Here is a 26,040-nt window from a genome sequence, read left to right as displayed (position 1 = left end):
CGGGCCCGCGGCGTCGCCGTCGGGGATCGAGGTTCCGTCATACCGATCCCTCGGTCCGCTCGATACAAAAGGTGTGCAATCCGCGCCGGGCCGACCCGGTCGGCCGGCGAACGCCGCGGTCGACCGCGATCGCTCTCGTTCGCGTCGTGTGCGACCCCCCGCCACGCGGCTCGCGGACCGTAACCGTCTTAAGTTCTACCGCGGTACGTTCGTTTGAGTCCTGGTAGGGTAGTGGACTATCCTCTTGGCTTGCGGAGCCAGGGACCGGAGTTCAAATCTCCGTCAGGACGCTCACTTTGCGGCTGTCTCACTCCGTTCGACAGCCGCGGCGTTCGGTCCTGACGTGCCCTGCGCTCGCTCCGCTCGCGGCGTCGCCGCTCGCCACGAGGGCTCCCTGCGCTCGCCCTCGCCCCGCTCGCGCAGGACTCCGTCAGGACGTTTTCGGACACACCAAACGGCGAGCGTAGCGAGCCGTGGGTGCACCTGCGGCCGCAGACCGCGCGCTAGTCGTGCGGATGGAACCGATTCATTGCCTGTCTGACCGCGTCCGAGTCGCCGATAAACGTCACGTGGTCGCCGAGTTCGAGGACGCTGTCGGCCGAGGGAACGTGATTCTCGCCGTTGCGGCTGACGACGGCGACGAAGGTGCCGTCGGGGATCTGCGAGTGGAGCTCCCGAATGGTCTTGCCGGCGACCCGCTCGGAGGTCACCTCGATCTCTTGTACGTCGTGGCTGTCGCCGAGCTCGTTCATCCAGTGGGTGAGCGCCGGGCGCTCGATCTCGTCGTCGATGGCCACCGCGGTCGCGGTCGAGGCGTCGATGGCCGTCACGCCGAGGCTCTCGAAGGCGTCGACGTTCGCCGGCTCGTTCACCCGCGAGTACACCGACTCGACGCCGAACTTCGTGATCGCGAGCTGGCACGCGAGGAGGTTGATGTCATCGTCGCCGGTCGTCGCGACGAACCGCTTGGCCTTCTCGATCTCGGCTCGACGGAGGGCGTCGGCCTCGCTCCCGTCGTCCTCGCGGACGGTGAATCCGGCGGACCGCGCCTCCTCGACCGCGTCGGGATCGGTTTCGATGACGACGACGAACTCGCCTCTGTTCTCCAGTCGTGTGGCGAGCGCCCGTCCGATCCGGCCCCCGCCGATGATGATTGTGCGCATTGGTGTCACTCCGAGGTAGTCGCCGATCTGCCGCGCCAGCCCGGCCTCGACCGCGACGGTGGCGAAGATGACCGCGAACACCGTCCCGATCAGCAGCTCGCCCGCCGCGACGTTCCCGGCGAGCTCCAGCTCGATCGCGAACAGGGTCGCCACGCTCGCCGGGACGATCCCGCGCGGGCCGACGCCCGCGATGAACAACCGCTCCGGCCACGTGAACCGCTCGACGCCGACGGTGGCGATGAGCGCACCGAGGGGGCGGAGCACGAGCACGATCACGAGTACGATTGCGACCGCGCCGAGCCCGAGCTGCAGGATCGCCCCGACGTCGATCAGCGCCGCCAGCGAGATGAACACGAACGAGAGGACGACGAGCGTCGTGTTCTCTGCGAACTCCTCGATCTCCACTCTGTTGTCGATGTCGAGGTTCCCCAACAGCATCCCGCTCGTCGCCGCCGCCGCGATGCCCGCCTCGGCGGCGACGACCTCCGCGGCCCCGAACGCCCCTACCGCCGCCGCCAACACGAGGAATTGCGCCGCCTGCACGTCGCGTTCGGGGACGAATTCGCTGTCCAACAGGAGGTAGATCGCCGCCGCCGCGAGCGCTCCCGCGGCGATCCCCACCCCGAGCCGCTGGAGGAACGCCAGCACGGTCGCTTCGACGCCGAGGTCGTCGAGCAGCAGCGTCTCGAAGATCACCACGGCGACGATCGCGGCGGTCACGTCGTTGACGATCCCCTCCGTCTCGAGCGCGGTCGCGACGTGGTCCCTGACGCGGACGACGTTGAGTATCGGCGTGATCACGGTCGGCCCGGTCGCCACGAGCAGCGCGCCGATGAGCAGCGCGATCTCCCAGTCGGTCCCCCCGAAGAGCCGGACCGCGGCGGCCGTCCCGAGGAACATCACCAGGGCGCTGACCGTCACCAGCCGGAGCGACACCGTCGACGCCCCCCGGATCCGCTCAAGCCGCAGGGCGAACGCGCCCTCGAAGACGATGATCGCGACACTGATTCCGACGATCACCTCCAGCCCGCTCCCGAACGTCTCCAGCGTCACGAGCCCCAGCACCTCCGGGCCCAGCACAACCCCGAGGAGGAGGTAGAAGACCACGCTCGGGACCTTCAGCCGGTGGGCGAGAAGCTGCACGACGAGCCCGGACACGAGAATAGCTGCGATGACCGGTAACAGACTACTAGACACGTCTACGATCGGCATGGACGCCCGATACCGTCAGTGTACTGGTGCCGCGCCCGAGCGGTCCCGCCGCGCCCAGCAGCTTCGCTTTTACGTCGTCGCCGTCGAGAGTCGGTCATGACGGAGCGCGAGCCGACCGCCGGCGACGACGTCGACGCCGCGACCGCCCCCGGGGATCCCCCGTCCGTTTCCGCCGCCCTCGCCGCCGGCGCCGCCCTGTTCAACGAGGGGCACGTCCTCGCGGCTCACGAGCTGTGGGAGGCGGCGTGGCTCCCCCTCGTCGACGGGCCCGACGAGCGCCTGCTCCACGGGCTGATCGCGGCCGCGGCGGCGACCCACCACGCGACGGAGCGGAACTGGTCCGGCGCGGTCGGCTGTGCGGCCAACGCCGTGACGTACCTCGGGGAACTCGCCGACGCGGCTCGCGGCGTCGACGTCGCGCGCGTCCGGGAGTGGTGCCGGCGGGTCGCCGCCGACCCCGAGGTCGTCGAGCGCGCGTCGCCGCCGGCGGTCCGGATCGACGGATCGGCGCCGCGGTTCGACGACCTGGACCTCGCGGCGGCGCTGCTCGCGGCGACGGCCCTCGCCGACGCGGTCGAATCGGGCGACTCGAGGACGTTCGAGGCGGCGGCGACGCTCGCGCGGGAGGAGCGCGGCACCGGCCGAACGCGGTTCGCGGAGCTCATCTTCGCGTTCCTCCGCCGGCCCGACGCGCGGCCGCAGGTCGCCGCGCGGCTCGCCGACCACGTGGAACGGGAACGGCGGAAGCGAAGCGACGTCGAGGACCTCTTTTGAGCCCCGCCGTCAGGCGCCGTCGGTCGGGGTGTCGGGGTCCGACGGGAAGTTGGGCTCCGCGGCGGGATCTTCGGTGACGGGGTCGGCGTCGCCGGTGTCGCCGTCGGTCTCGGTCGCCGCGGCTCCGTCCTTCGGCTCGCCCTCGAAGGTGTAGTCCGCGGAGTTGTCGGCCGGATCGTAGCCGAGCACCTCGCGGGCGCGCTCGATAGAGTAGTAGCGCCGGTCGTTGTTCGAGATGCCGTAGACGATCTCGTAGCCGTAGTCGGCCCGGAGACACCGGTCGAACAGGTGCGCGCAGTCGCGGTGCGAGAGCCACATCGCCTGCCCGCGTTCGTACTCCCGGGGCGGGTGGTCCTTCGTGAGGTTCCCGATGCGGACGCAGACGACGCTCATTCCGTACTCGTCGTGGTAGAACCGCCCGAGCGCCTCGCCGGTCGCCTTCGAGACGCCGTAGAGGTTCCCCGGCCGGGGGAGCTCGGTGCCGTCGAGCCGATAGTCGTCGTCGGTGCGGTAGAGGTCCGGCGTGCGGTCGTCCGTCTCGTATCCGCCGACCGCGTGATTCGAGGAGGCGAACGCGAACCGCTCGACGCCGGCCTCGGCGGCCGCGCGCATCACGACCTGGGTCCCGTCGATGTTGTTCCGCAACACGGAGTCCCACGGCGCCGTCTTCCGCGGGTCGCCCGCGAGGTGGATCACGGCGCCCACGCCGTCCATCGCCTCCCGGACCGTGCGGTCGTCGGTGATGTCCGCGACGTACCGGTCGGCGTCGGTAACTCTGTCGGGCACCTTCGCCGGCGGCAGCGGCTCTCTGTCGAGGAGTCGCCACTCGTAGTCGTCGCCGATGCCGCGGAGGATGGCCTGTCCCACCCGTCCACCGGCGCCCGTCAGCAGGACCGGGTCGTCCATTCGGTCGTACGTGGGCGGGAGACGGGCATATATGACACGGTTCGGCCGCAAAGCGGTCGATCGTGCCGAGAACGCGGGTACACGTCCGGGGGCAGAGCGTCGAGAACGCGACCCGCGGCCGCGACCTACAGCTTCTCGCGGGAGATCGAGACGCTGGTCGGCGTGATGACGATCTGGTCGTCGCCCTTCTGGACGATGTCGCCGTCGACCTCTCGGGCGACCTGTCGCAGCTCGTCCATGATGTGTTCGATCGTGCGGTCCGACGTGGAGTGGCGGGTGATGTCGGCGATGACGAAGTCGCCGTCGTAGACGGCGTCTTTGATCGGGATGACGTCGCTCTGGTCGCCGATCTCCGCGATGTGTACCCGCATCCCGGTGTCCGCGTGCGCCTCGGCGAAGTCGTCGAGGTCGAGCTCGACGTAGTCGTCGACGGAGCGGTTCCCGCCCCCGCCGAGGATCTTGCTCATGATGCCCATACACACTACACGTCGAGGTCGGACATTAGTTCTTACGTCAGACGCTCCGTCTCGCCGGCCGTCAGCGACGCTCGCCGAGCCGCTCCTGCCACTCCTGCACTCGCGCGAGCAGCTCCACCGGCGCGGTCGCCTCGACGTCGACGCCGCTCAGCTCCTCTATCACGGCGCGGGTCTCGGGGCCGAGCCGGTCGGCCGCTGCGGCCTCCGCGGTCTCGGAGCCGGCGGCGGGACCGCTCGGGGCGTTCGCCGCCGGCTCCGGCTCCGTTCCGTTTCGTCCCTCGTTCGAACCGTCCGGGCTCCCCGCGGCCGCTCCGGAGTCGCGGTCGCCCGCGAACGACCCGGACGAGAGGTCGAAGACGACCTGCTTCGTGTCCTCGTCGCTCCCGGTCCCGGGTCCGCTCCCCTCGGCGCCGGCGCCGCTCCCCGACCCCTTCGCCTCGATCGCCTTCTCCGCGCGGAGCCGGTCGAGCACCTCGTCGGCGCGGCCGACGACGGGCGCCGGGATCCCGGCGAGGTCGGCGACGTGGACCCCGTACGACCGGTTCGTCGGCCCCTCCCGGACGGTCCGGAGGAACGTCACCTCGCCGTCGCGCTCGTCGACGGCGACGTGGACGTTCTCCACGCTCGGCAGGTGGTCCGCCAGCGTCGTCAGCTCGTGGTAGTGCGTGGCGAAGAGGGTCCGCGCGCGCACCTCGTTGTGGAGGTACTCGGTCGCCGCCCACGCGATGGAAATGCCGTCGTAGGTGGCGGTGCCGCGGCCGACCTCGTCGAGGATCACGAGCGAGTCGGCGGTCGCCGAGTGGAGGATGTTCGACAGCTCCTGCATCTCGACCATGAACGTCGAGCGCCCCTGCGCCAGCTCGTCGAGCGCGCCGACCCGAGTGTAGATGCCGTCGACGAGCCCCACCTCGGCCGCCCGCGCGGGGACGAACGAGCCGGCCTGCGCGAGCAGCTGGATCAGCGCCGCCTGCCGCATGTACGTCGACTTCCCGCTCATGTTCGGCCCGGTGACGATCAGGAAGCCGCGCTCGTCGTCGAGCCGGAGGTCGTTCGGCACGAAGTCGGTGGTCCGCTCGACGACGGGGTGGCGCCCGGCCTCGACGTCGAGCCGGCGCTCGTCGGTCAGCTCGGGGCGCGTCCAGTCGTTGCCGGCGGCGTGGGTCGCCAGCGACGCGAGCGCGTCGACCTCGGCGACGACGCGCCCGACGTCCTGGAGCAGCGCGGCGTCGCTCGCGACGCGCTCGCGCAGCGCCTCGAACAGCTCGTACTCCAGCTCGCCGCGGGCCTCCTCCAGCCGCAGCACCTCCCGCTCCCGCTCCGCCAGCTCGTCGGTGACGAACCGCTTGGAGTTCTTCAACGTCTTGATCTCGCGATACCCCTCGGGCACCTGGTCGGCGACCGACTTGCCGACCTGGATGTAGTAGCCGTCCGTCTTGTTGCGGTCGACCGTGACGTGGCTGAGCCCGTGCCGCCGCTTCTCGCGCTCCGCGAGCGTGTCGAGCCACTCCAGCGCCTCCTCGTGGCTCGCGATCAGCTCGTCGAGCTCGTCGTCGTACCCCTCCCGGAGCAGCCCGCCCTGCGTCTTCGCCTTCGGCGGGTCGTCCGCGAGGGCGTCGGCGAGCTCGCCGTGGAGGGCGCGGGCGCGCTCGCGGTCGAGTCCCTCCAGTACCTCCGCGACCGGCGACTCCGCGAGCGGGGTCCCGTCGACGGCGTCGAGCATCGCCGGCACCAGCGCGAGCGTGTCGCGCACCGAGAGGAGCTCTCGCGCCCCCGCGCTCCCGCTCGTCGCCCGCGCGGCGAGCCGTTCGAGGTCGTACGCGTCCCCCAGCGTCTCGCGCAGGCGGTCACGCGCGAGCGCCGCCGCCGCCAGCGCCTCGACCGCGTCGAGCCGGCGGTCGAGCGCCACCCGGTCGCGCCGCGGCCGCGTGAGCCACTCGCGGAGCAGCCGCCCCCCGGCCGCGGTGACGGTGTGGTCGACCGTCTCGAACAGCGACCCCTCGCTCTCGCCGCGCATCGTCTCCGTGAGCTCGAGGTTGCGCTGGGTCGTCGCGTCGACGTCGACGTGGTCGCCGTCGCCGTACGCCGTGAGCCGGGTCATCGACGCCAGCACGCCGGCGCCCGTCTCCTCGACGTAGCCGAGCACGGCGCCGGCGGCGCGCAGGGCGAGGTCGGAGTCGACGCCGACGCTGTCCGCGGTCTCCCGGCCGAATTGCTCGCGCACAGCGTGTTTCGCCCGGCCCGGCGCGAACGCCTCCGCGTCGAACACCGATATCGACCCCGACAGGTCCTCGCGCACCGCACCGAGCAGCCGGTCGTCGTTGCGGACGCGGGGGCCGGGGAGCACCTCCGCGGGGTCGAACCGGTACAACTCCGCCCGGAGGTCGCTCTCGTCGTCGACCTCGGTGACGAGGAACCGGCCCGTGGTGACGTCCGCCAGCGCGAGTCCGTAGGGGCCGCCCGCCTCACCGTCCTCCCGGACGACCGCGGCGAGGTACCGCGCGTCGTCGTCGGCCGTCTCCAGCAGCGTCCCGGGCGTGACGACGCGGGTGACCTCCCGGGCGTGGCCGTCGTCCGTCTCGTACTGGTCGGCGACGGCGACCCGGTAGCCGCGCTCGACGAGCGCCTTCACGTAGGGGGTCAGCTCCGAGAGCGGGACGCCCGCCATCGGGTACGACGAGCCGTGCGAGGACTTCTGTGAGACCGTCAGGTCGAGCTCGTCGGCGACCAGCTCGGCGTCGTCCGCGAAGAACTCGTAGAAGTCGCCGCACTGCATCGCCAGCACGTCCGCGTCCGTCTCCGCCTTCAGGTCGAGGAACTCCCCGACGATCCCCGTTGCCATACGTCCGTACTCCCGCCGTGGGCGGGTAAAACCCTGCGGGTGTCACGCGGCGAGCCTAGCCGAGCCGATTCCGACGCGTGGTCGTCCGGTGTATCATCCCGGAGACGCCGAAGAGGGCCGCGAAGAGGATCGCGTACGCGTACCCGGAGACGCTCGCGAACGGGACGGTTCCGACCGCTGCGGCCCCGCCGAGCAGCCCGCAGACGACCGCGAGGCCCACGTAGTACTCGCTCCACAGGATCTCGTTTTCGCTGACCACCTCGAGGTACACCTCCAGCTGTCGGCTCTCCTCCGTCAGCGACACGATCCCCCTGTCGGGCTCGTACGCGATGAACCCGCTTTCGGCCAGCTTCGGCAGGTGCGACTGGTGGAGCGCGGTGTACACGCGCTTCCGCTGTTTGTACGTCACCTCGGGGATCGCGAGGTCGTTCTCCCACGCCGCCAGCTGCTCGGCGATATCCCGCACGCGCGCGACCTCCCCACGTTGCTTCAGGTACTTGATCACGTTTCGGCGCCGGCGGTTGCTCAGCGCCGTGAACACCTCGTCTCGCGAGGGTCCCTCGTCCGCGTCGTCGTCGGCCGCTTTGGTGAGTTGTGTTGGCATGACACGGTTACTGCTTGCGTACTTATTATTTCTAGAGAATATATCATTTTCTATTATCATTTCCCTGTTTTTGGTCTCTCATAGAATAGGTCAAACCCCACCGACTGAACCGCTCTCTCCGGTGATACTCTACGAAATATCTCGGACACCGAACGACCTGTATCCGGTCCTCTCCGGAACTATCTAGTTTTGTATGTCTCTTCGCATCCTCGTTCGGCTGCTTCGTCCCGCGTCTCACTCACTCGGCCGCACGATCGGCGGTATGCCGTTCATACATACGACCGCTCGGCGCCGATCAGGGGTATGACGACGTCACACGACACCCGTCTCGGTCGCGTTCGCCGTCCCGAGTACACCGGCGAGAACCGCTGTCTCCCGTGTACTGCGGTCAACGTCGCGATCGGCGTGGCTGCCGCGGTCGCGGTCGGATCGGTCACGGCGCCCGGGCTCGGCGCTCTGGTCCTCCTCGCTTCACTCGCCGCTATCTGGCTGCGCGGCTACCTCGTCCCCGGGACGCCCGAGCTCACGAGGCGGTACCTCCCCGAACGCGTGCTGCGGCTGTTCGGAAAGGGGCGGAAGGCCGTGCCCCCGACCGACATCGACGCGGAGTCGTACCTGGTGTCGGCGGACGTGCTCGTCGAGACCCCCGACGGGGACGATCTCGCCTTCGCCCCGTGGTTCGAGTCGGCGTGGCGGACACACCTCGCCGAGCTGCGCGACGCGGCCGAGACCGCGTTCGACGACGCGACGGTGGGCGCTGCGGCGGGCGAGCCGGCGGGGGCGACGGCGGTCGACGATCACGCGCTCGCCGCGCCCGCACCCGACGGTGCTCATCCCGCCTCTCCCGCCGACGTCGTTGCCCTCGCGGGACTCACCGGGCTCGACGAGGACGGGCTGTCCCTGTGGTGGCGCGGCGACGCGGGGTTCGCGCACGCCGACGGCGAGCGCGTCGGTCGCTGGGAGTCCCGCGCCGCGTTTCTCGCGGACGTCGCCGCGGACCGCGCGCTGATGGCGCACCGCGACGACTGGACGTCGCTCCCGCTCGCCTCCCGGAGCGGCGTACTCGGCGCGCTCCGGCTGTTCGTCGAGCGCTGCCCGACCTGTGAGGGGCCGGTGCGCCTCGAGGAGCGCGTGGTCGAGTCCTGCTGTTCGAGCTACGAGGTCGTCGCCGGCCGGTGTACCGCGTGTAACGCGCGGCTGTTCGAGATCGATCTCCCGCCGTCGCTCGCGAGCGAATAATACGACGTGACCGACCGTTCCGCGGTGAACACCTCCAAAGCCCCAGCCGCGAGGAGCGCACACGCTCGCTGCGCGCTTCGGTCGTTCGCTGCGCGGGATGCGACTATCCTTCCCGCTTGCACTGCTCGCGGGACCGCGACCGCACCTCACACCTCCCCAGCCTCGTCGCTGGCGGCGACAGCCGCCAGCGACTCCCTCGCGCGACGCTCCTCGCGGCCGCCTCCGGCGGCCGCTCGCAGGCGCGCACCACCGCAACTGCCTGTTTGTTTATAACTAGGTCGGCGGGTCGCAGAAATCGGCGGTCGTTTCAGCTCCTGCCCCGCGAGAGCAGGCCGTCGCGGCCGGCGCGGAGCTGTCGAAGCACGGAGAAGCGGTTCAGCCACAGCTGGTAGGCGCTCGCGGCGGCGAACAGCGCGAGCGCGAGGCTCGTCAACAGGACCGGGTCGACCGCGGAGACGAGCGGCGTCCCCAGAAGCGCCGCGAGCAGGACCGTCAGCGACACGATGCCGAGCGCGCGGTACAGCTCCGACCACGTCACTCCGCCTTTCGCGACGATCTCGGTGTACAGGGAGACGTCCCGCGCGTGTCGCGACAGCTCGATTCGCTGGATCTCTCGGTCGTACTCGATCACGCCCAGCTCCTCCAGCTTCGGTAGATGCGTCTGGACGAGGGACGTGTACACGCTCTCGCGACAGCGCTTCGGCGGCGGGCTCTCGCCCGTCTCGCGGCTCGCCACCAGCTCGGACAGCTCGTGGACCGTCACCGTGCCGCCGACGTTCCCGAGCTGTTCGAGGGCGCGCCGACGGCGCTCGTTCGCGAGGATGGCGTACACCTGCTCTGCCGGAAGGACGTCGGTTCGGAGTTTCATGGCTGTCTTCGACGCTCCCCGCGGTGGGGGATCGGTCGTTGCCCTTCCATCTTCTGTGGGGGGCATATGTATGCGCTAGTTACCCTCACGCCGGTCCGGGTCGGTGGTGTCTCCGTCCCAGAGTCGACCTCGCGAAATCGATAGCCCGTACCTCCATAGACGGCTCTCTTCCGCTCCGTCCGTCCTGTCGCGACGTCCGATGCAGCACGGGTCTCGTACCGGTCATTCCGTTCGAAGTACGGGAACCGTGCCGCGTTTTTGGCTCGGAGTAGGGGCGACGAACCGCCGAACGAACGCGGTGTTTGACCGCGCGAACCGTCCGTTCCACCGGATCGAATCCCCCGTTCGACGGTGACGTGGCTGCGCGTAACTACGACGGTATCCCTCGGAGGGGGGAGTACCCGATTCGGCTATCCAGCGTGGACGAAGGGCGAGTCGGCGAGAACCATGAATCCGGACACAAACGACACGATCGGACTCTCGCGGCGCAAGCTGCTCGCCGGCCTCGGCGCGGTCGGCGTGGCCTCCGCGGGGGCGGGACTCGGCACGACGGCGTACTTCAACGACACCGAATCGTTCGAGAACAACGGTCTCACGGCGGGCGAGCTCGATCTCAAGCTCGACTACCGCGCCACGTACGCGGGCGGCCCCGGGCGTATCGACGAGATCAACGGCTGGTACAGCGAGGACGGCCCGGGCGAGCCCTTCGAAGTCGTCGAGGAGGAGGACGGCGTCTACCTCATCGGCGAGGTCCCGAACATCGACGAGGGCGAGTGGCCCGACGTCGTCCAGGAGCGCGACTTTTGTGCGCCCGACGTGGGCCTGATCAACGGCGACCAGATCCCGGTCTTCGTCCTCGAAGACGTGAAGCCCGGCGACTGCGGCGAGGTGACGATCAGCCTCCACATCTGTGACAACCCCTCGTGGGTGTGGATGAACGGCGAGCTCACGGCGAACGACGAGAACGGACGGAGTGAGCCCGAGGGGATCATTGACGAGACCGGCGGCGACCCCGGCGAGGGCACGGGCGAGCTCGCCGACGCCATCGACGTGACGGTGTGGTACGACGAGAACTGCAACAACGTCCTGGACGCCGACACCGAGGAGGGAGGGGATTCGGTGTGCGTTCAGCTGGTGATCGACACGTCCGGCTCGATGGGTGGCAGCCGTATCGCCAACACGAAAAGTGGCGCGAAACAGCTCGCGGCGACCATCCTCGACGCGAATCCCGACAACCAGGTCGGCGTCACGCGGTTCAGCAACGGCGCGAGCACGCCGCAACCGCTGACAGACGACTTGGGGGACGTCGAGGCCGCGATCGACGGGCTCGGCGCGTCCGGTGGCACCAACGCGCAGGCCGGCGTGGACGCCGGTCAGGCCGAACTCGAGAACTGTCCCCACGACAACCGCGTGATGGTCGTCTTCGGCGACGGCGACATCAACACCGACGGCGGCGACGCGAAGGACGCCGGGACCGAGATCTTCGCGATCGGCGTCGGCGGCGCGAGCTTCAGCGACCTCGCGGACCTCGCCAGCGACCCCGCCGACGAACACGTGTTCTTCGCGATCGACGACGACGCGATCGAGCAGATCTTCGGACAGGTCGCCGAGACGATCACCGTCGGCGAGGAGATACTCTTCGAGGGATCGCTCGCGGACGCGATGGCGGCGCTCGAGGAGGGAATCGCGCTCGACGGCAACCGCTCCACCGAGGGTCGGGACCCGTTCGAGGGCGGCCTGACGCAGTGTATCGGCTTCGAGTGGTGCCTCCCGACCGACGTCGGCAACGAGGTCCAGACCGACTCCGTCGCCTTCGACCTCGGCTTCTACGCCGAGCAGTCGCGCCACAACGACGCGCCGGACGTCTCGATCAGCGGGACGGACGTCGACAGCAACAGCACCGGTAACGTGAGCGCTGACTAGCGCTTCGGAGCCACGCGGCTCCCCCGAGCGACACGCTCGCTCGGTTCCCGGCTCGGCGCCTTCGGGCGGCCGACGCGGCGGTTCGCGACCGCCGCCGGGAGTTCCCCACTGGGGATGATACAAATGAACGACGACACAATCGGACTATCGCGGCGCAAGATGCTGGTCGGACTCGGGGCGGTCGGCGTGGCCTCCGCGGGCGCTGGCCTCGGTACCACGGCGTACTTCAACGACACGGAGACGTTCGAGAACAACACGCTCACCGCCGGCGAGCTGGACCTGTTCGTCCACGTCAACTACTCCGAGGATCAGGGCAGCTACGGGAGCTGGTCGACCGAGCCCGGAACCTACGTCGACGGCAACGTCGTGGGCGGTGAGGAGGACGGCGAGCCGCTCAGCATCGAGGTTTCCGACCTGAAGCCCGGCGACTCCGGCGAGGGCGACTTCTGTTTCTCCATCGTCGACAACCCCGCGTACATGTGGATGTGCGGCGAGGTGACCGCGAACGACGAGAACGGGCAGACCGAGCCCGAGGCCGCGATCGACAACACCGGCGGCGACCCCGGCGAGGGCGACGGCGAACTCGCGGACGCGATGCAGGTGACCGTCTCGTACTGTACCAAGGACGACGACGAGCTGGTCCACGGCGAGGAGATCATCTCCGGTTCGCTGGCGGAGGTCATGGCCGCGCTCGACAACGGCGTCCCCCTGGCGGGCGACGGCGACGCGGACGCCCCGGTCGACGACCGCGCGCCCTTCGAGGGCGTCGAGTCTGCGTTCGATGACGACGAACCCAACGTCGCCGAGCAGTGCGTCTGCTTCGAGTGGGTCGTTCCCACCGACGTCGGCAACGAGATCCAGACCGATTCGGTCGCGTTCGACTTCGAGTTCTACGCGGTCCAGTCGCGCCACAACGACGGCTCGGCGAACCCCTGCATCACCTCCCGCGAGGTCGAGGGCTTCGGCAAGTTCGCGTACGAGGAGGACGCCGACGTGCTGTGGATCTCCAAGGCGCGCAACGGCGGCGAGAACACCTACGAGCTGATCGTGGGCGACGACAACGCCAACAGCGACACCGCCGACTACGACTTCGGCGGCAGCACCTTCGACGGCGAGCTCACCGTGGCGTACGACGCCGACAGCGGCGAGGCCACCCTGGAGCTCGCCAACGGCTCCACCACCGACGTCAGCTACGCCGTCAGCGACGCCGCCGGCGACGTGATCTCCATCGTCGCGCGCGGCGACGACGCGAGCCACCTCGCGAGCGTCTCGAACGTCCGGGTCAACGGGAGCGCCCCGACCGGCCCCGACGCGGTCGAGGCGGACGGCAGCGAGACCGTCTCGCTGCTGATCGAGGACGTCGACGCCAGCACCGACTGGGAGCTGACCGCGGACGTGGCGTTCGAGGGGCTCGACGACGACGCGGGCGCCCCGGACGAGAACCCCGCCGTGTACGTCGAGGTGCTCGACGCGTAGGCGGGCGCGTCACGAACGACGCGAGGGCGCGTTCCCTCCCTCGCTTCCTCCCACCTCGGACCCGCGCGGGCGGCCGACGACGACGGTTCGACGCCGTCGGTGGGACTTCCCCTCGGGGAATCACACTCATGACAGACAAAGACAACATCGACACGATCGGACTCTCGCGGCGGACGCTGCTGGCCGGCCTCGGCGCGGTCGGCGTGGCCTCCGCGGGGGCGGGACTCGGCACGACGGCGTACTTCAACGACACGGAGACGTTCGAGGACAACACGCTCACTGCGGGGAACCTCGACTTGCTGGTCGACTGGCAACAGACCTACGACTTCGGCGAGGGGCACACCTTCGTCAGCGCGCACCCCGACCACGACGGCGACGGCGAGCAGTCGGTCGAGATAGACGGCGACGTCTACAAATACAGCGACTTCCCGGACGAGGATGACGAGGACAGCAACGGGGCGAACCTCCCCGTGTTGAACTGCGAGAACATCCCGCCGCTGTCGGAGGCCGACTTCGGCACCGACCCCGTGACCGGCGAGGAGATGGAGACGCTGGTCCAGTTCACCGACGTGAAACCCGGCGACTCCGGCGAGGTCACCTTCTCTCTCCACCTCTGTGACAACCCCGGCTACATCTGGATGCAGGCGGACAACGTCACCGAGGACGGCGGCGCGTTCACGGAGCCGGAGGACGTCGCGGCCGGCGAGAACGCGGCGGACCTCGGCGACGCGATTCAGGCGACCCTCTGGTACGACGAGGACTGCGACAACGTGTACGACGCCACGTCTCCGGTCGACATCATGCTCACGCTCGACTTCTCGGGCTCGATGCTGTACGACCAGTTCGGCGGCGTGATCAGTGACGACGACATCGAAGTCGACGGCACCGAACGCAACGGGACCACGAAGATCGACCTCGTCGAACTCGGCACCCGCCAGTTCGTCGAGTACCTCGAGGGACAGGGCTCCGACGTCCAGGTCGGCGTCGCGTACTTCGACGGCGAAGGGAGCGACGACTCCGAACCACGGACCGGGATCTTACAGCCGCTGACCGACGACCTCGACGACGTCGACGACGCATTGTCGGGGCTCCGAGAAAAGGTCGCGAACCTCGTGACGGGTACTTCCCCCTCGGACCCGAACGACGACGACGGCGACCCCGACCCGTTCGCGAACGCCAACGGCATCGCCGAGGGAACCTACATCGGCGAGGGCGTCGACGATGCGCAGGACGAACTCGCGTCGAACGGCCGCAGCGGGGCCGACAAGCACAACATCATCCTCTCCGACGGGGAATCGTTCAACGGGACCGGCAGCACCCAGTTCTCCGACCCGGAGGACGCCGCCGCCGACGCCCGCGCGGCCTCGCCGGCGCCGGCGACCGACGTGTTCACCATCTCCGTCGGGAGCGCGAACGATGCGGTGCTCCAAGCGATGGCGGGCGCGGCCGGCAGCTCTGGCGACGAAGAGGCGTACTTCTTCGACGTCGACGACCCGCTCAACATCCCGGCGGTGTTCGGTACCCTCGCCGCGCAGACGGCCGGCGAGAAGGTCATCATGCAGGACACGCTCGGGACCGTCCTCGACGCGCTCGCCGACGGCAACGGCGTCCCGCTCGACGGAAACCGCGGGACGCTGTACGACGAGTTCGAGGAGCCGGCCGACGCCCCCTACCGCGAGCCGTTCGACGGCGGCGGCGTGATGCACTGCGTCGCGCTCAAGTGGGAACTGCCGATCGACGTGGGAAACGAGGTCCAGGGCGACACGCTCGGCTTCGACCTCGGCTTCTACACCGAGCAGGCGCGCCACAACGACGGTTCCGGACCCGAGTAGACCGCCTGGATCCGAGACCGAGGTCGACGCCCCGCTGCGGCGTCGGTAGGGGACGGCAACCGCCTCTCTCGCCGGCAGACGGCGCAGACCGGCCTCACGGACCGGACGGGTATGCCGTACGGACTGGCGGACGCGGTCGCGCGGCCCGGAGAGGTAGGCCGGACATACATACGGACTCAGGCGGCGTGGAGAGGCACAGTTGACGAGACGGCCGTTCGGAGCCGGGGACAACCCATGACACAGAAAGACACACATCTCACGCGGCGGGAGGCACTCGCGGGCGTCGGAGCCGTCGGCTTCGCGACCCTCGGCGCCGCCGGCGGCCGGTCGACGGGCAGCTGGGACGACTACTCCGACTACACGTACGCGCAGTCCGACACGCCGTGGAACGTCGTGGTCGGCTGGCGCCGGACCGAGAACGGATCAGTCGTCGACGCGAGCCCGACCGACGCCGTCGCGGACGCCGGACCGGACGTCCGGCTCGTGGACCTGGACAACGCGCTCCCCGGCGACAGCGGGACCGCGAGCGTCGGGCTCCGGCTCGACGACCCCGCGGAACTCGTTCCCGAGGGCGTCCGCGTGTGGCTCAGGCTCGTCCCGCGCGTCGGGAGCGACCCGGCGAGCGCGGCGCTCGCCGAGCGCGTCTCGATCGATCTCCGGTACGACACCGGGATACTCGGTATCGGCGGCTGCGCCGGGGCCGGGAGCAGCTTCGCGGCCTACGGCGAGCGGATCGCCGCCGGCACCCTCGCGTCGTTCGACGGGGGCGCCCTCGCGTCGGGCGTCGAGCTCACCCCCGGCCTCCTCGGAGGCGGATGTCTCGCACCCGGCGAACGACGGTGCCTCGCCTTCGCGTGGGAGTTCGACGCCGACGGCGGGAACGCCGGACAGGGCGGCACCGTCGACTTCGACCTGTCGTTCGCCGCGGTCGCGTGCGGCGACGAGGCGAACCCCTTCCTGACGGCGGCCGTCGACGACGCCGGGGGGCAGCCGTGACCCTCGGACGCGACGGCGGCCGCCGCCCCGGCGGTCTGAGCCGTCGCCAACTGCTCACCGGGATCGGCGGGATCGGCGCCGTCGGCATGGCCAGCGGGCTCGGCACCGGCGCGTACCTCTCCGATCGCGCGGCCTTCGACGGTAACGCGCTCGGCGCGGGCGGGGTCGAGCTGACGATGGACGGAACCGTCACCAGCGGGGCCGTGGAGCTCGGCGTCTCCGGTATCGAGCCCGGAGACGCGGGGACCGAGCGCTTCGAGGTGGGGGTTCGGACGAACCCCGTTCGCGTCTGGCTCGCCGCGGACTGCCCCGGGCCGGACGGGAGTCTCGCGGACGCGCTCGAGGTCGACGTCCGCGTCGACAGTGACCCCATTTCGGGCGGTCAGGGCGTGCTGGCGGACGTCCAGCGCGCGCTCGCCGGCGGGGTACGAATCGACGTCGGCTGTCTCGACCCCGACGGCGCTCTCGACGTGACAATCGACTGGCGGCTTCCGGACGACGCGACCGACTCGCTGGAGGAGACCGCCGCCGCGCTCGCGTTCCGCCTCTATGCGGAGCAGTGCCGACACGTCTCGGAGGCCGACGCCGAGGGATCGAACCCCTTCGCGGACCGGGTGTGCGACGAACCGGAGGACGACTGTCCGGCGTGCGTCGAGTTCGGCAAGGCGGACGACGTCGAGGCCGCGCTCACGGTCGGCGACCTCCTCCCGCTCGTCGAACTGCCCGACGGCACGGGACCGCACTCGATCGAGATCACCGTGGTCGAGACGAAAGACGACGGCGAGGCGATCGGCGCTGCGTTCTCGCTGATCGACGCCGCCGGCGACCCCGGACCGGACCTGTGCGCCGTCGAGGTCAAAGGCGGTCCAGACACCGTTCGGCACGAGATCGCCCCCGTCGGACCCGACACGGGCGAAGTGGTGTTCGCGCCCGTCAACGACAGCAACGACAAGCGGTACGGAATCAGCAACATCGTCGTCTTCGTCTGTGACGGTGTCGGCGGCGACGGCGACGATGACGGCGGCGACGGCGACGATGACGGCGGCGAGGAGGCAATCTGATGAACAACCCACTCACATCACCAACGACGCGGAAGGCGGCGAACGTACTCGGGATCGTCCTGCTGATCGCGCTCGTCGCGCCGTTCGCGGCGTTCGCGGCCCCCGAGGTCGTCGGCGCCGACGAGAGCTTCGTCGTGCTCACGGCGAGCATGACGCCGGCGATCGCCCCGGGCGACGTCGTGATCGTCGCCGAGCGCGACCCGACCGCGATCGCCGCCGGCGACGTGATCACCTTCTCCCGCGGCACGAGCGACGTGCCCGTGACGCATCGGGTGGTCGACGTCGTCGCGGCCGACGGCGGCGTCGCCTTCGAAACCCGGGGCGACGCGAACGAGGATACCGACCCCGGACTCGTGCCCGCGACCAACCTCATCGGCGAGGTGGTGTTCGTGATCCCGTACATCGGGTACGTGATCCAGTTCGCCGGCACGCGGGCCGGTTTCGTCGCGCTCGTGGTGCTCCCGTTCGGACTGCTCGCGGCCAGCGAACTGTGGTCGATCGCTCGTGACTCCGGCCAGGAGCCGACGCCCGATCCGGATCCGTCGGCCGCCGCAGCAGCGGACGCCGCGGAGACGGGCGCCCGAGACGCCTCGATCGGCGCGGCTCGGTCCTCGCCGGAGGAGTCCGCGGTCGAGGTCGCTTCCGGCGGCGTGTCGGTCGCCGCCGTTGGCGGAGCGGTCGCCGTGCTCGCCGGGTTCGCGCCCTACGCCGCGTACGTCGCGTTCGAACTCCGGGACGCGCTCTCGATCGCTGTTGCGGTCGCGGCGACGGCGGTGCTGCTCGGCGCGCTCGTGGTCTGGATCCCGGCGAGCGGCGTGTTCGACCGAAGCGCACCGGACGACGACGCCCGAGTGGACGCCGCGCGTGCGTCGTCCACCATTCCGGAAGAGGCCGCCGCACCGGCCGACGGCGCGGGGGAGGGGGACTGATGCGCGCCGAGCGTCCCCTCACCGCGCTGCTCGTCGCCGCGCTGGTGGTGTGGGCCGTCGCCTTCGGCGGCGGCTACACGCTCGCGGTGTTCACCTCCTCCGCCGAGGTGACCGCGACCTTCGAGACGAACGAGCGCTTCGTCTCGAGCGCGTCGACGACTGACTCCCCCCTCGACGATCCGGGCGCGGGGGACGATGTCGACGGCAGTGACGAGGTCAACGAATCGGACGACGCCAACGAATCGAACGACCTCAACGGATCAGCTGACCACCTCAACACGAGCAAACGAGGGCCGCCGGACCGCGCCGGACCGAACCAGACCGGGCCGAACTCCAGTGACGACGAACCCGTCGCCGCCGACGCTGACCAGGATGAGAGCGAGGAGTCGCCTGAGGACGAGAGCGAGGAGTCGCCTGAGGACGAGAGCGAGGAGTCGGGCGGTGATGCGGAGGGCGACTCCGATGAGAACGGAGAGGCCGGAGGCGAGTCGGCCGACGGCGGCGGAGACGACGCCGCGTCCGACGGAGTCGACGACGCCGGCGACGGGTCCGACGGCGACACGTCCGAGCCGTCGGCCGACGACGCGTGACCGTGCCCCTGCGACCGCGCCCGCGAGGCCGCACCCGTGGGACCGACTCCACTCCTCGCGTCGGCGGGTCTCGGCTCGGAACGAAGCTCATGGTACTGCTGCTGTCGGCCGTCCTGGTTCTGCTGCTGCTCGCACTCGGGTTCGTCCGCGGACTCGGCTGACGGGTGAGGTGGGACGTCCGCCGTGACGAGCGTCGCCGACTCGCTCGGCCGTCGCTGGCGCTCCCTGCCGCCGGCGACGGCAGTCGATCTCCCCCAGCGGCGATCGCCGCCGCCGAACGGCCTTTGCCGCTCGCCGCCGAACCGGAGGCATGCCGAACGCCGAGACCCCGGCGCCGCCCGGGACCGACGACGCGACCGAGTCGATCACCGTCTACTCCGATTACGTCTGCCCGTTCTGCTACCTCGGCCGGCAGTCGCTCGCCGAGTACCGGGCGACGCGCAAGGAGCCGCTCGCCGTCGACTGGCATCCCTTCGACCTCCGGGCCGGCAAGCGGAAGCCGGACGGCACGATCGACCACGCGGTCGACGACGGGAAAGACGACGAGTACTACGCGCAGGCCCGCGAGAACGTCCGCCGGCTCCAGGAGCGGTACGACGTCGAGATGGCCCAGGAGATCGCCACCGACGTCGACTCGCTCCCCGCCCAACTGGTCTCGGTCCACGTGAAGGAGACGGTCCCCGAGGCGTGGCCCGCGTTCGACGAGGCGGTGTTCGCGGCGCTGTGGGAGGAGGGGCGGGACGTCGGCGACCGCGAGGTGCTCGCCGACCTCGCGGACGACGTGGAGGGGCTCGACGCCGGCGTCGTCGAGGCCGCGCTGGCCGACGACGACCTGCGCGAGCGCGTGACCGACATGTTCGAGGCGGCGAGGAAACGCGGGGTCACGGGCGTACCGACGTTCGCGTTCGACGGCCACGCCGCCCGCGGGGCGGTGCCGCCCGAGCAGCTCGAACGGCTCGTCGAGGGCGCCTGACCGGGCGGACGCGGTCGCTCTCCTCCGCAACCGCTCTCGTCTCTCGGCTGCTCTCGCACTCGCTCACTCGTCGTTTGGCGTCGCGGGCCTCACGGGCTCGGCATCTCTCTCGTCAGCGTCAGCGTCGTCCGCCTCGACGTACCGGTACGAGAGGTAGACGCTGCCGAGCGCGAGAACGATCCCGCCGATCACGTCGATGAGCCAGTGGATCCCGAGGTACATCGTCGCGATCACCACGGAGGTAGAGAGCCACAGGGCGATCGGCGTCCACGCCGGGTACTCCTTCCGCGTCAAGACGGCGAAAGTCGCGACGGTCACCGACAGCGACGTGTGCAACGACGGGAAGACGTTCGTGGCCTCGTTTATCTCGCTCGTCAGCGCGGTGAAATCGGGGTTGTAGGTGACCAGCAGAGACGTCGCCACGTCCAGGTTTCGCGGGCCGTGCGCGAACACGAGCGTGTATATCGCGAGCCCGATCGCGTAGTTGAACGCGTACGCGACGAGCAGCCGTCGCAGCGTCTCCGTCCGCGGCAGCGCGAGGTACGCGAGGAACGGGAACGAGAGCAGGAACGCGTAGCCGTACACGTATATCCCCGAGAAGTACACCGTCAGCTCGGGGGTGGCGAACGTCGCCTGTATCCAGCCGACGAACTCGCCTTCGATGGCGTATATCAACCCCGTCAGCTGGAGCCCCCACAGCCGCGAGATGACCTGGAGCGAGCTCCGACCGACCGCGCTCGCGACCAGCACGAGCCCCAACGCGGCGAGTGCGTGACGCGAACGCCAGAGACGCGCCGTGAGGTCTCCTCGGAGCTCGCGAAGCCGACCCGGTCCGATGATGGTCGCGGCCGCGAGGAGCAGCGCTCCACCGACCCACAGCGCGACGGACCCGAGGACCGATACGAGCCAGCTCATTCTTCCCTCAAGAGCAGTTGTCCGCTGTCGTTGAAGCGATATCCGTTCTCCCGGAGGCGATCTCTGGCCTCTTCGGGGTCGAGCGATCCGTCGTCTCCGATGAACGCGTGCACCGGGTCCGGTTCTCCCTCTTCCCACGCGAGGTCGTCCGGTACCCAGGCGGGCGAGGCGGCGAGCGGCGACGCCGCCGGCTTCGCGTATCCGTCGAACGCGTCGTCGACGAGCGCCTCCTTGTCGAGCAGGGACGCGAGCACCCCCCTGAACCGCGGGTTCGACAGCGGCGCCCGTCGCGTGTTGTACCCGATGTGATAGAACCCGCTCGGCCGTCCGGTCACGAGCCGCGCGTCGGCCTCCCGTCCGATCCGCGGCACGGCGTCGGGGCCGAGGTTCGAGACGGTCGCGTCCGCGAGCCCGTCGCCGACGGCCTGCACCGCGGCGATGTCGGACGACAGCACCGTCACCTCCAGTCGGTCGAACGCCGGCTTCCCGTGGAACCGGTCGGGGATCCCGGCTCTCGGGTCGGTCGTCTCCCCATCCTCTCCCGATCGCACGAGGAAGTGGTGCGGGTTCCGTTCGAAGACGACGGAGTCCTCGGCAGTCGCCTCGACGAAGCGTATCGGGCCGCTGCCGACCGGCTCCTCGTTGTTCGACACGACCGCCTCGGTCGTCTCCACGTCGAACTCGAAGCCGGCGATCTCCGCGGCTTCGGTCCGGTCCGACCAGACGTGCTCCGGCAGGATCGGTACCTGTAGCGCTCGGGCCGCCACCGCGTCGTTGACGGCCTCGACCGTGAGCTCCACCGTCGCGTCGTCGACCACCGTTGCAGCCTGCACGATCGAACTTCGGCCTCGAAATCGCGGCGTCGGAACCGCCATCTCCAGGCTGTCCATCGACGTGTCGCGGAGGAACTCGTAGGTGAACGCGACGTCTTCGGCGGTCACCGGCTCGCCGTCGTGCCACTGCGCGTCGCGCATCACAACCTCGATCGTCTCCTCGTCGACGCGTTCCCACTCCGTACACAGCCACGGTATCTCCTCCTCGCCGTCGGCCAGCACGAGCGGGTCGTACAGCAGCGACGTGAACGTCCCATTCCGGCGGTACTCCGCCGCGAGCGGGTTCCAGTTCTCCGTGATGTGCGTGTCCGTCGTCACGAGCCGGAGCGCGGCCGCGTCGTCTCCCTCCTCGTCGCCGTCGGAGTCGTTCGTCGCGTCGGAGTCGTTCGTCCCGCCGCCGTCGTCGCCCGACTCCATGCGTTCCAACTGGAGCAGGGAGGGGGGCGACATCGGCTGATCGGTCGTCCACCCCTCGAACCCTCCCTCCCGGACCGCCGTGAGCGGGTCGGGGAACGCGACGACGGAGAAGGGCTGTAGGTCACAGACCGAGCGCTGGAGGTCCGCCACCGTCTCGCTCCGCTCACTGTCCTCCGTCCGCCGCTGTGCTTCCAGCAGCTCGTCCACGCCGTTGATGTCGGTGAACCCGAACGGGTTCTGGCGGCCGGCCTCGGCGGCGAACTGCGAGTGCGTGAGCGCGTACATCGAGTCCGGATCGAGCGGGTCCGACTCCAGGGATTGACCGACGTACACGTCGAAGTTCCGGTTGATCAGCACCTTCCGCCAGAGGTCCGTCTGTCCCAGCGTGTTGATTCGGGCGTCCACCCCGACCGCGTTCAGGTTCTCGGCGAGGTGTCTCGCGATTCGGATCGCGTTCGGGTCCCTGTCCGCCGGCGCCGTGTCGATCTGCAGCGTGAGCTGTGACGCTCTGTCTCGTCCCGCGAGATTCCGCGTGCGACCGATACAGCCGGCGCTCGCGGCCGTGATACCGGCCCCCGCGAGCACCGCTCGCCGGCTGACGCGCCGTGTCATTCGTTCGTTCCTCTTCGGTCCGCGTGTATATCTCTTCTGTGGTCGCGCTCTCGCCCTGTGAACCGTTTCCACGCCGCAGGCGGCCGATCTCCTCCCGTCGAACCCGCGTTCGCGCGGGGTCGTCGCCTCCGTCGAACCGCCGTCGACTCCGCTCAGATCACGTCCGCGAGCGGGAGCACCAGTCCCACCACCCACGCCAGGACGCCGGCGAGGACCACGGGCCGGTCGGCGGCGGCACGCCCCATCGCGACGATCCCGAGCGCGGCGAGCACGGCGACCCGGTGGACGATGAGGTCTGGGGGGACGGCGACGCCCACGGTGGCGAAATCGAGGACGAAGCCGGCCCCGAGACCGACCACCACGCCGAGGAACGCCGCGGTCTGATCACACCGGGGCGCTCCCGCGTACACGAGCGCCGGGAGCCCGAGCGCGATGACGAGGTACAGCGGCGCGGCGATCGCCTTCGGCGGGAGGGCGGGGAACGTCGTCTCCAGCGTCACGCCGGCGATTCGGACGCTGGCGAAGACCGCGGCGAGCGCGACGCCGAGCAGCGCGGCGTCGGCGTGGCGAACCGCCTCCGTCCGCACTCGTTGGCCGAGGTCCGTTGCGACCTCTCGCGTTCGCTGCTGGAGGAGCGTTCCGGAGAGCGCCGCGGCCGCCGCCAGCTCGATCACGGTTATCCATCCGTCGCTCCACCCCCCGTCGATGCCCCGGTACTCGCGGCGGACCTCGGCGTCGATCTCCCCGTGGATGAACTCGTCTTCCAGTCGGGTCTTGGGGGCGTCGATCTCCGGCACCGTGTGTCGGAGCCGGAACCAGTCGTAGTACTCCTCGTGCGCCTGCACAGCCGTGTACGCGCCGTCCGGCGACTCGTACGCCCGCACGTGATCGCGGGTCCCCAGATACGTGCCGTCGTGGAGTTCGAACGTCTCTTTCATCCAGATGCCGCCGTCGGGACCTTCGAAGTAGGCGTACCGGGTCGAACTGCGCGCGTCCTCCCAGTCGCGATCGACGAGTTCACGCACCTGCTGGCGCTCGGCGGTCGCTTCCGACTCGTTCTCGTCGGTCTCCTCCCACTCCGTCTCCGGCTGGCGCTCGATCGCCGCTCGCGTCGTCTCCGCGTCGGCGTGGAACACGACGTTCATCGCCAGCGTCCGGCTCCTCACGGAGGTCGTCTGGCTCGTGTACGGCCACAGGTGGTAGTCGCCGCTCACCTCGATGAGCGACTCGTCGTCCACCGCCGGCGAGGCGGGCTCGTCGGTCGCGTCGGCGAAGAAGCCGGAGAGCACGAGTCCGACCCCGACGACGACGAGGAGCCCGATCACGACCGTCGACCGTTTCATATTCCTGCGAGGAGGCCGTCGTAGAAACGTGTTTGGGTCACTCCGCGCCGCCTCCTCTCGTCTCCCGCGGGCTCACCAGGTCTCGACGACCCCGTCGCGCACGTCCTCGGCGCAGCCCTCGCAGTCGGGGTGGTCGGCGTCGAAACACGACGGGCGTCCCTCGACGTCCACGGGGACCGCCCGCCGCTCCGCATACCGTCTGCACACGATACGGGCGCGACCCTCCTCGTCGCTCGGGAGGTCGTACCGGTCGGCCCCCCGCCCGTCGCCGTCGGGGTCGCCCCTCCCCTCGGCGTACGCCCGTCTCGCCTCCTCGAACTGCTTGCCCGCCTTGCGGAGCTGCCGGCGGATGACGCGTTCGAGTCGGTCGTCCATACCGCCCGTTTCGGCGCGTCGGATATAGCTTCGTTGCCGGGGACGTCGAGGCTGGACGCGGGGCCGAGACGCCGCGGGCTTCTGTGATACGGCTCCGAAGTCCGATCTGCCGACCGCGACACCCTCTCCCGTGGCACGGCTCCACTCGAAACGGAGCCCGCGTGCGGCGGACGCGCGTCTGACGCAGGCCGGTGTCGACGGCCGAAATCCGCGGAAACCGACGGTAAACGGGCCCGAATCGTTCACTTTCACCGCGGTTGCGAGATTTTTAATACCGTGAGGAACCAACCGTCGTACGCCTCCCATTGAAACACGACCGGAGGCGGAGACACCCATGAGCGAACTGCGACAGGAAGCGGAAGCGATAGCGGAACAGTTCTCGGACCACTTGGACGTGGACGCCGACGAGGTCGAGGAGCGACTGGAGAACCTCGTCAACGAGTACCGCGTGCCCCTCGACGAGGCGCGCCGGAGCGTCACCAACAGCTACCTGGACGACGCCGGGATGGAACGCGACGAGCTCGGCCGCGGCGGCAGCGAGTCCGTGCTCGTCGACGAGATCGACGAGGACGAACAGTGGGTCGACCTGCGCGTGACGCTGGTCGACCTCTGGGAGCCCCGCAGTGACTCGATCTCGCAGGTCGGGCTCCTCGGCGACGAGTCGGGCACGATCAAGTTCGTCGCCTTCGAGACCTCCGACCTCCCCGAGCTGGAGGAGGGGCAGGCGTACGAGCTCTCCAACGTCGTCACCGACGAGTACGAGGGGAGCTACTCGGTGAAGCTCAACCGGACCACGCAGATCACCGAGATCGACGAGGAGATCGAGGTCGGCGACAACGCCGACACCGTCGAGGGCGCGTTGGTCGACATCCAGTCCGGCTCCGGGCTGATCAAGCGCTGCCCCGAGGACGACTGCACGCGCGTTCTCCAGAACGGTCGGTGCTCCGAACACGGCCAGGTCGAGGGCGAGTTCGACCTCCGGATCAAGGGCGTCCTCGACGACGGCGAGACCGTCACCGAGGTGATCTTCGACCGCGAGGCCACCGAGGAGCTCACCGGGATGGGCCTCGAGGCGGCCAAGGACATGGCGATGGACGCGCTCGACACCACCGTCGTCGCCGAGGAGATGGCCGACGACGTGCTCGGGCGGTACTACCGCGTCACCGGCCCCACGTTCGGCCGGTACGTCCTGGTCGACGAGATGGAAGACCCCGGCGCCGTCGACGTTGAAAGCGCGCTGATCGAAGCGAGGTCGATCTAACATGAGTCAATCAGCCCCGACCCGAGAGGTCGCCCGGCGCGTGTTCGCGAGCGAGTTCAACGACGCCGGCTACACGTTCACCGAGTCCGACGACGAGCGCGCCCCCGTCTACGCGCTGCTGCCGACGGGCGAGTCCGCGAACCGCGTGTTCTTCGTCGGCACCCTCACCGAGAAGGAGGACGTCGGCGAGGACGCCGAGTACTGGCGCGGCCGCATCGTCGACCCGACGGGCACGTTCTTCGTGTACGCCGGCCAGTACCAGCCAGAGGCCGCCTCCAAGCTCCGCGACCTGGAGCCGCCCGCCTACGTCGCAGTCGTGGGGAAGCCCCGGACGTACGAGACCGACGACGGCACCGTCCGGGTCTCCGTCCGCCCCGAGTCGATCACCGAGGTCGACGCCGCCACCCGCGACCGCTGGGTCGC

23 protein-coding genes and 1 tRNA gene are annotated in these 26,040 nt (G+C 69.8%); 14 read left to right on the top strand and 10 right to left on the bottom strand.

All coding sequences use genetic code 11. The annotated features are described in order from the left end of the window. Positions 1-217 precede the first annotated feature (217 nt). Positions 218-290 (top strand) — tRNA-Arg (locus U4E84_RS08365). A gap of 213 nt (positions 291-503) precedes the next feature. Here U4E84_RS08365 and U4E84_RS08360 read toward each other — a convergent pair. Beyond that, positions 504-2,375 (bottom strand): cation:proton antiporter, encoded by a 1,872-nt coding sequence (locus U4E84_RS08360; RefSeq protein ID WP_322531646.1) that lies wholly within the window; start codon positions 2,373-2,375, stop codon positions 504-506. Positions 2,376-2,471: 96 nt separating this feature from the next. On the opposite strand from U4E84_RS08360, the gene U4E84_RS08355 reads away from it, so the two are divergent. After that, the gene (locus U4E84_RS08355; protein ID WP_322531645.1) at positions 2,472-3,149 is read left to right on the top strand and encodes a DUF309 domain-containing protein; all 678 of its coding nucleotides are present in this window, start codon (positions 2,472-2,474) and stop codon (positions 3,147-3,149) included. A gap of 9 nt (positions 3,150-3,158) precedes the next feature. Here the strand turns inward: U4E84_RS08355 and azf are convergent, their stop codons facing one another. From azf to U4E84_RS08335, 4 genes are all read right to left on the bottom strand, one after another. Beyond that, positions 3,159-4,055 (bottom strand): NAD-dependent glucose-6-phosphate dehydrogenase Azf, encoded by an 897-nt coding sequence (gene azf / locus U4E84_RS08350; protein WP_322531644.1) that lies wholly within the window; start codon positions 4,053-4,055, stop codon positions 3,159-3,161. Positions 4,056-4,180: 125 nt separating this feature from the next. Beyond that, the gene (sepF, locus tag U4E84_RS08345; protein WP_322531643.1) at positions 4,181-4,531 is read right to left on the bottom strand and encodes a cell division protein SepF; all 351 of its coding nucleotides are present in this window, start codon (positions 4,529-4,531) and stop codon (positions 4,181-4,183) included. Between the two features lie 61 nt (positions 4,532-4,592). Continuing rightward, the gene (mutS, locus tag U4E84_RS08340) at positions 4,593-7,370 is read right to left on the bottom strand and encodes a DNA mismatch repair protein MutS (protein WP_322531642.1); all 2,778 of its coding nucleotides are present in this window, start codon (positions 7,368-7,370) and stop codon (positions 4,593-4,595) included. A gap of 55 nt (positions 7,371-7,425) precedes the next feature. Continuing rightward, positions 7,426-7,974, bottom strand: coding sequence for a hypothetical protein (locus U4E84_RS08335; protein WP_322531641.1), 549 nt, complete (start codon positions 7,972-7,974; stop codon positions 7,426-7,428). A 303-nt stretch (positions 7,975-8,277) separates the two neighbouring features. On the opposite strand from U4E84_RS08335, the gene U4E84_RS08330 reads away from it, so the two are divergent. Beyond that, on the top strand, positions 8,278-9,213 hold the full coding sequence (locus U4E84_RS08330; RefSeq protein WP_322531640.1) for a hypothetical protein: 936 nt from the start codon (positions 8,278-8,280) through the stop codon (positions 9,211-9,213). A gap of 307 nt (positions 9,214-9,520) precedes the next feature. Here U4E84_RS08330 and U4E84_RS08325 read toward each other — a convergent pair whose 3' ends face one another. Then, positions 9,521-10,081 carry a hypothetical protein gene (locus U4E84_RS08325; RefSeq protein ID WP_322531639.1) on the bottom strand — a complete coding sequence of 187 codons (561 nt, stop codon included), beginning with the start codon at positions 10,079-10,081 and terminating at the stop codon, positions 9,521-9,523. Between the two features lie 447 nt (positions 10,082-10,528). On the opposite strand from U4E84_RS08325, the gene U4E84_RS08320 reads away from it, so the two are divergent. The 9 genes from U4E84_RS08320 (at position 10,529) to U4E84_RS08280 (ending at position 19,861) form a co-directional block, all read left to right on the top strand. After that, entirely contained in the window at positions 10,529-12,004 is a 1,476-nt protein-coding gene (locus tag U4E84_RS08320; protein ID WP_322531638.1) for a vWA domain-containing protein, read from the top strand. Between the two features lie 123 nt (positions 12,005-12,127). Next, a complete protein-coding gene (locus U4E84_RS08315; RefSeq protein WP_322531637.1) occupies positions 12,128-13,480 on the top strand; it encodes a SipW-dependent-type signal peptide-containing protein in 1,353 nt (450 codons plus the stop codon). Positions 13,481-13,608: 128 nt separating this feature from the next. Continuing rightward, complete coding sequence (locus U4E84_RS08310) at positions 13,609-15,312, top strand: vWA domain-containing protein (RefSeq protein WP_322531636.1); 1,704 nt, start codon at positions 13,609-13,611, stop codon at positions 15,310-15,312. Positions 15,313-15,546: 234 nt separating this feature from the next. After that, the gene (locus U4E84_RS08305) at positions 15,547-16,308 is read left to right on the top strand and encodes a hypothetical protein (protein ID WP_322531635.1); all 762 of its coding nucleotides are present in this window, start codon (positions 15,547-15,549) and stop codon (positions 16,306-16,308) included. Then, positions 16,305-17,369, top strand: a complete 1,065-nt coding sequence (locus U4E84_RS08300) for a hypothetical protein (protein ID WP_322531634.1) — start codon at positions 16,305-16,307, stop codon at positions 17,367-17,369. Before U4E84_RS08305 ends, U4E84_RS08300 begins: the two co-directional genes overlap by 4 nt. Further along, the gene (locus U4E84_RS08295; protein WP_322531633.1) at positions 17,369-18,298 is read left to right on the top strand and encodes a signal peptidase I; all 930 of its coding nucleotides are present in this window, start codon (positions 17,369-17,371) and stop codon (positions 18,296-18,298) included. The genes U4E84_RS08300 and U4E84_RS08295 overlap by 1 nt, the downstream gene beginning before the upstream one ends. Next, on the top strand, positions 18,298-18,888 hold the full coding sequence (locus tag U4E84_RS08290; RefSeq protein WP_322531632.1) for a hypothetical protein: 591 nt from the start codon (positions 18,298-18,300) through the stop codon (positions 18,886-18,888). Before U4E84_RS08295 ends, U4E84_RS08290 begins: the two co-directional genes overlap by 1 nt. A gap of 2 nt (positions 18,889-18,890) precedes the next feature. Continuing rightward, on the top strand, positions 18,891-19,049 hold the full coding sequence (locus U4E84_RS08285; RefSeq protein WP_322531631.1) for a hypothetical protein: 159 nt from the start codon (positions 18,891-18,893) through the stop codon (positions 19,047-19,049). Positions 19,050-19,198: 149 nt separating this feature from the next. After that, positions 19,199-19,861, top strand: coding sequence for a DsbA family oxidoreductase (locus U4E84_RS08280; protein ID WP_322531630.1), 663 nt, complete (start codon positions 19,199-19,201; stop codon positions 19,859-19,861). Positions 19,862-19,924: 63 nt separating this feature from the next. Here the strand turns inward: U4E84_RS08280 and U4E84_RS08275 are convergent, their stop codons facing one another. The 4 genes from U4E84_RS08275 to U4E84_RS08260 all read right to left on the bottom strand — a co-directional run bounded on the left by U4E84_RS08275 (position 19,925) and on the right by U4E84_RS08260 (position 24,356). Further along, positions 19,925-20,776: a phosphatase PAP2 family protein gene (locus U4E84_RS08275; protein WP_322531629.1), complete on the bottom strand. Its 852-nt coding sequence runs from the start codon at positions 20,774-20,776 to the stop codon at positions 19,925-19,927. Continuing rightward, positions 20,773-22,638, bottom strand: a complete 1,866-nt coding sequence (locus U4E84_RS08270) for an ABC transporter substrate-binding protein (RefSeq protein ID WP_322531628.1) — start codon at positions 22,636-22,638, stop codon at positions 20,773-20,775. Before U4E84_RS08270 ends, U4E84_RS08275 begins: the two co-directional genes overlap by 4 nt. 152 nt (positions 22,639-22,790) lie before the next feature. Then, positions 22,791-23,981, bottom strand: coding sequence for a hypothetical protein (locus tag U4E84_RS08265; protein WP_322531627.1), 1,191 nt, complete (start codon positions 23,979-23,981; stop codon positions 22,791-22,793). A gap of 72 nt (positions 23,982-24,053) precedes the next feature. Beyond that, complete coding sequence (locus tag U4E84_RS08260; protein WP_322531626.1) at positions 24,054-24,356, bottom strand: hypothetical protein; 303 nt, start codon at positions 24,354-24,356, stop codon at positions 24,054-24,056. Positions 24,357-24,690: 334 nt separating this feature from the next. Here U4E84_RS08260 and U4E84_RS08255 point away from each other — a divergent pair, with 334 nt between their 5' ends. After that, a complete protein-coding gene (locus tag U4E84_RS08255) occupies positions 24,691-25,617 on the top strand; it encodes a replication factor A (RefSeq protein ID WP_322531625.1) in 927 nt (308 codons plus the stop codon). Between the two features lies 1 nt (position 25,618). Further along, on the top strand, positions 25,619-26,040 hold a 422-nt coding region (locus U4E84_RS08250; RefSeq protein ID WP_322531624.1), incomplete at its 3' end, for a DNA-binding protein.

This window comes from Halorubrum sp. AD140, from assembly GCF_034497445.1.
GTDB lineage: Archaea > Halobacteriota > Halobacteria > Halobacteriales > Haloferacaceae > Halorubrum.
This window is presented reverse-complemented; position numbering and strand designations above follow the sequence as displayed.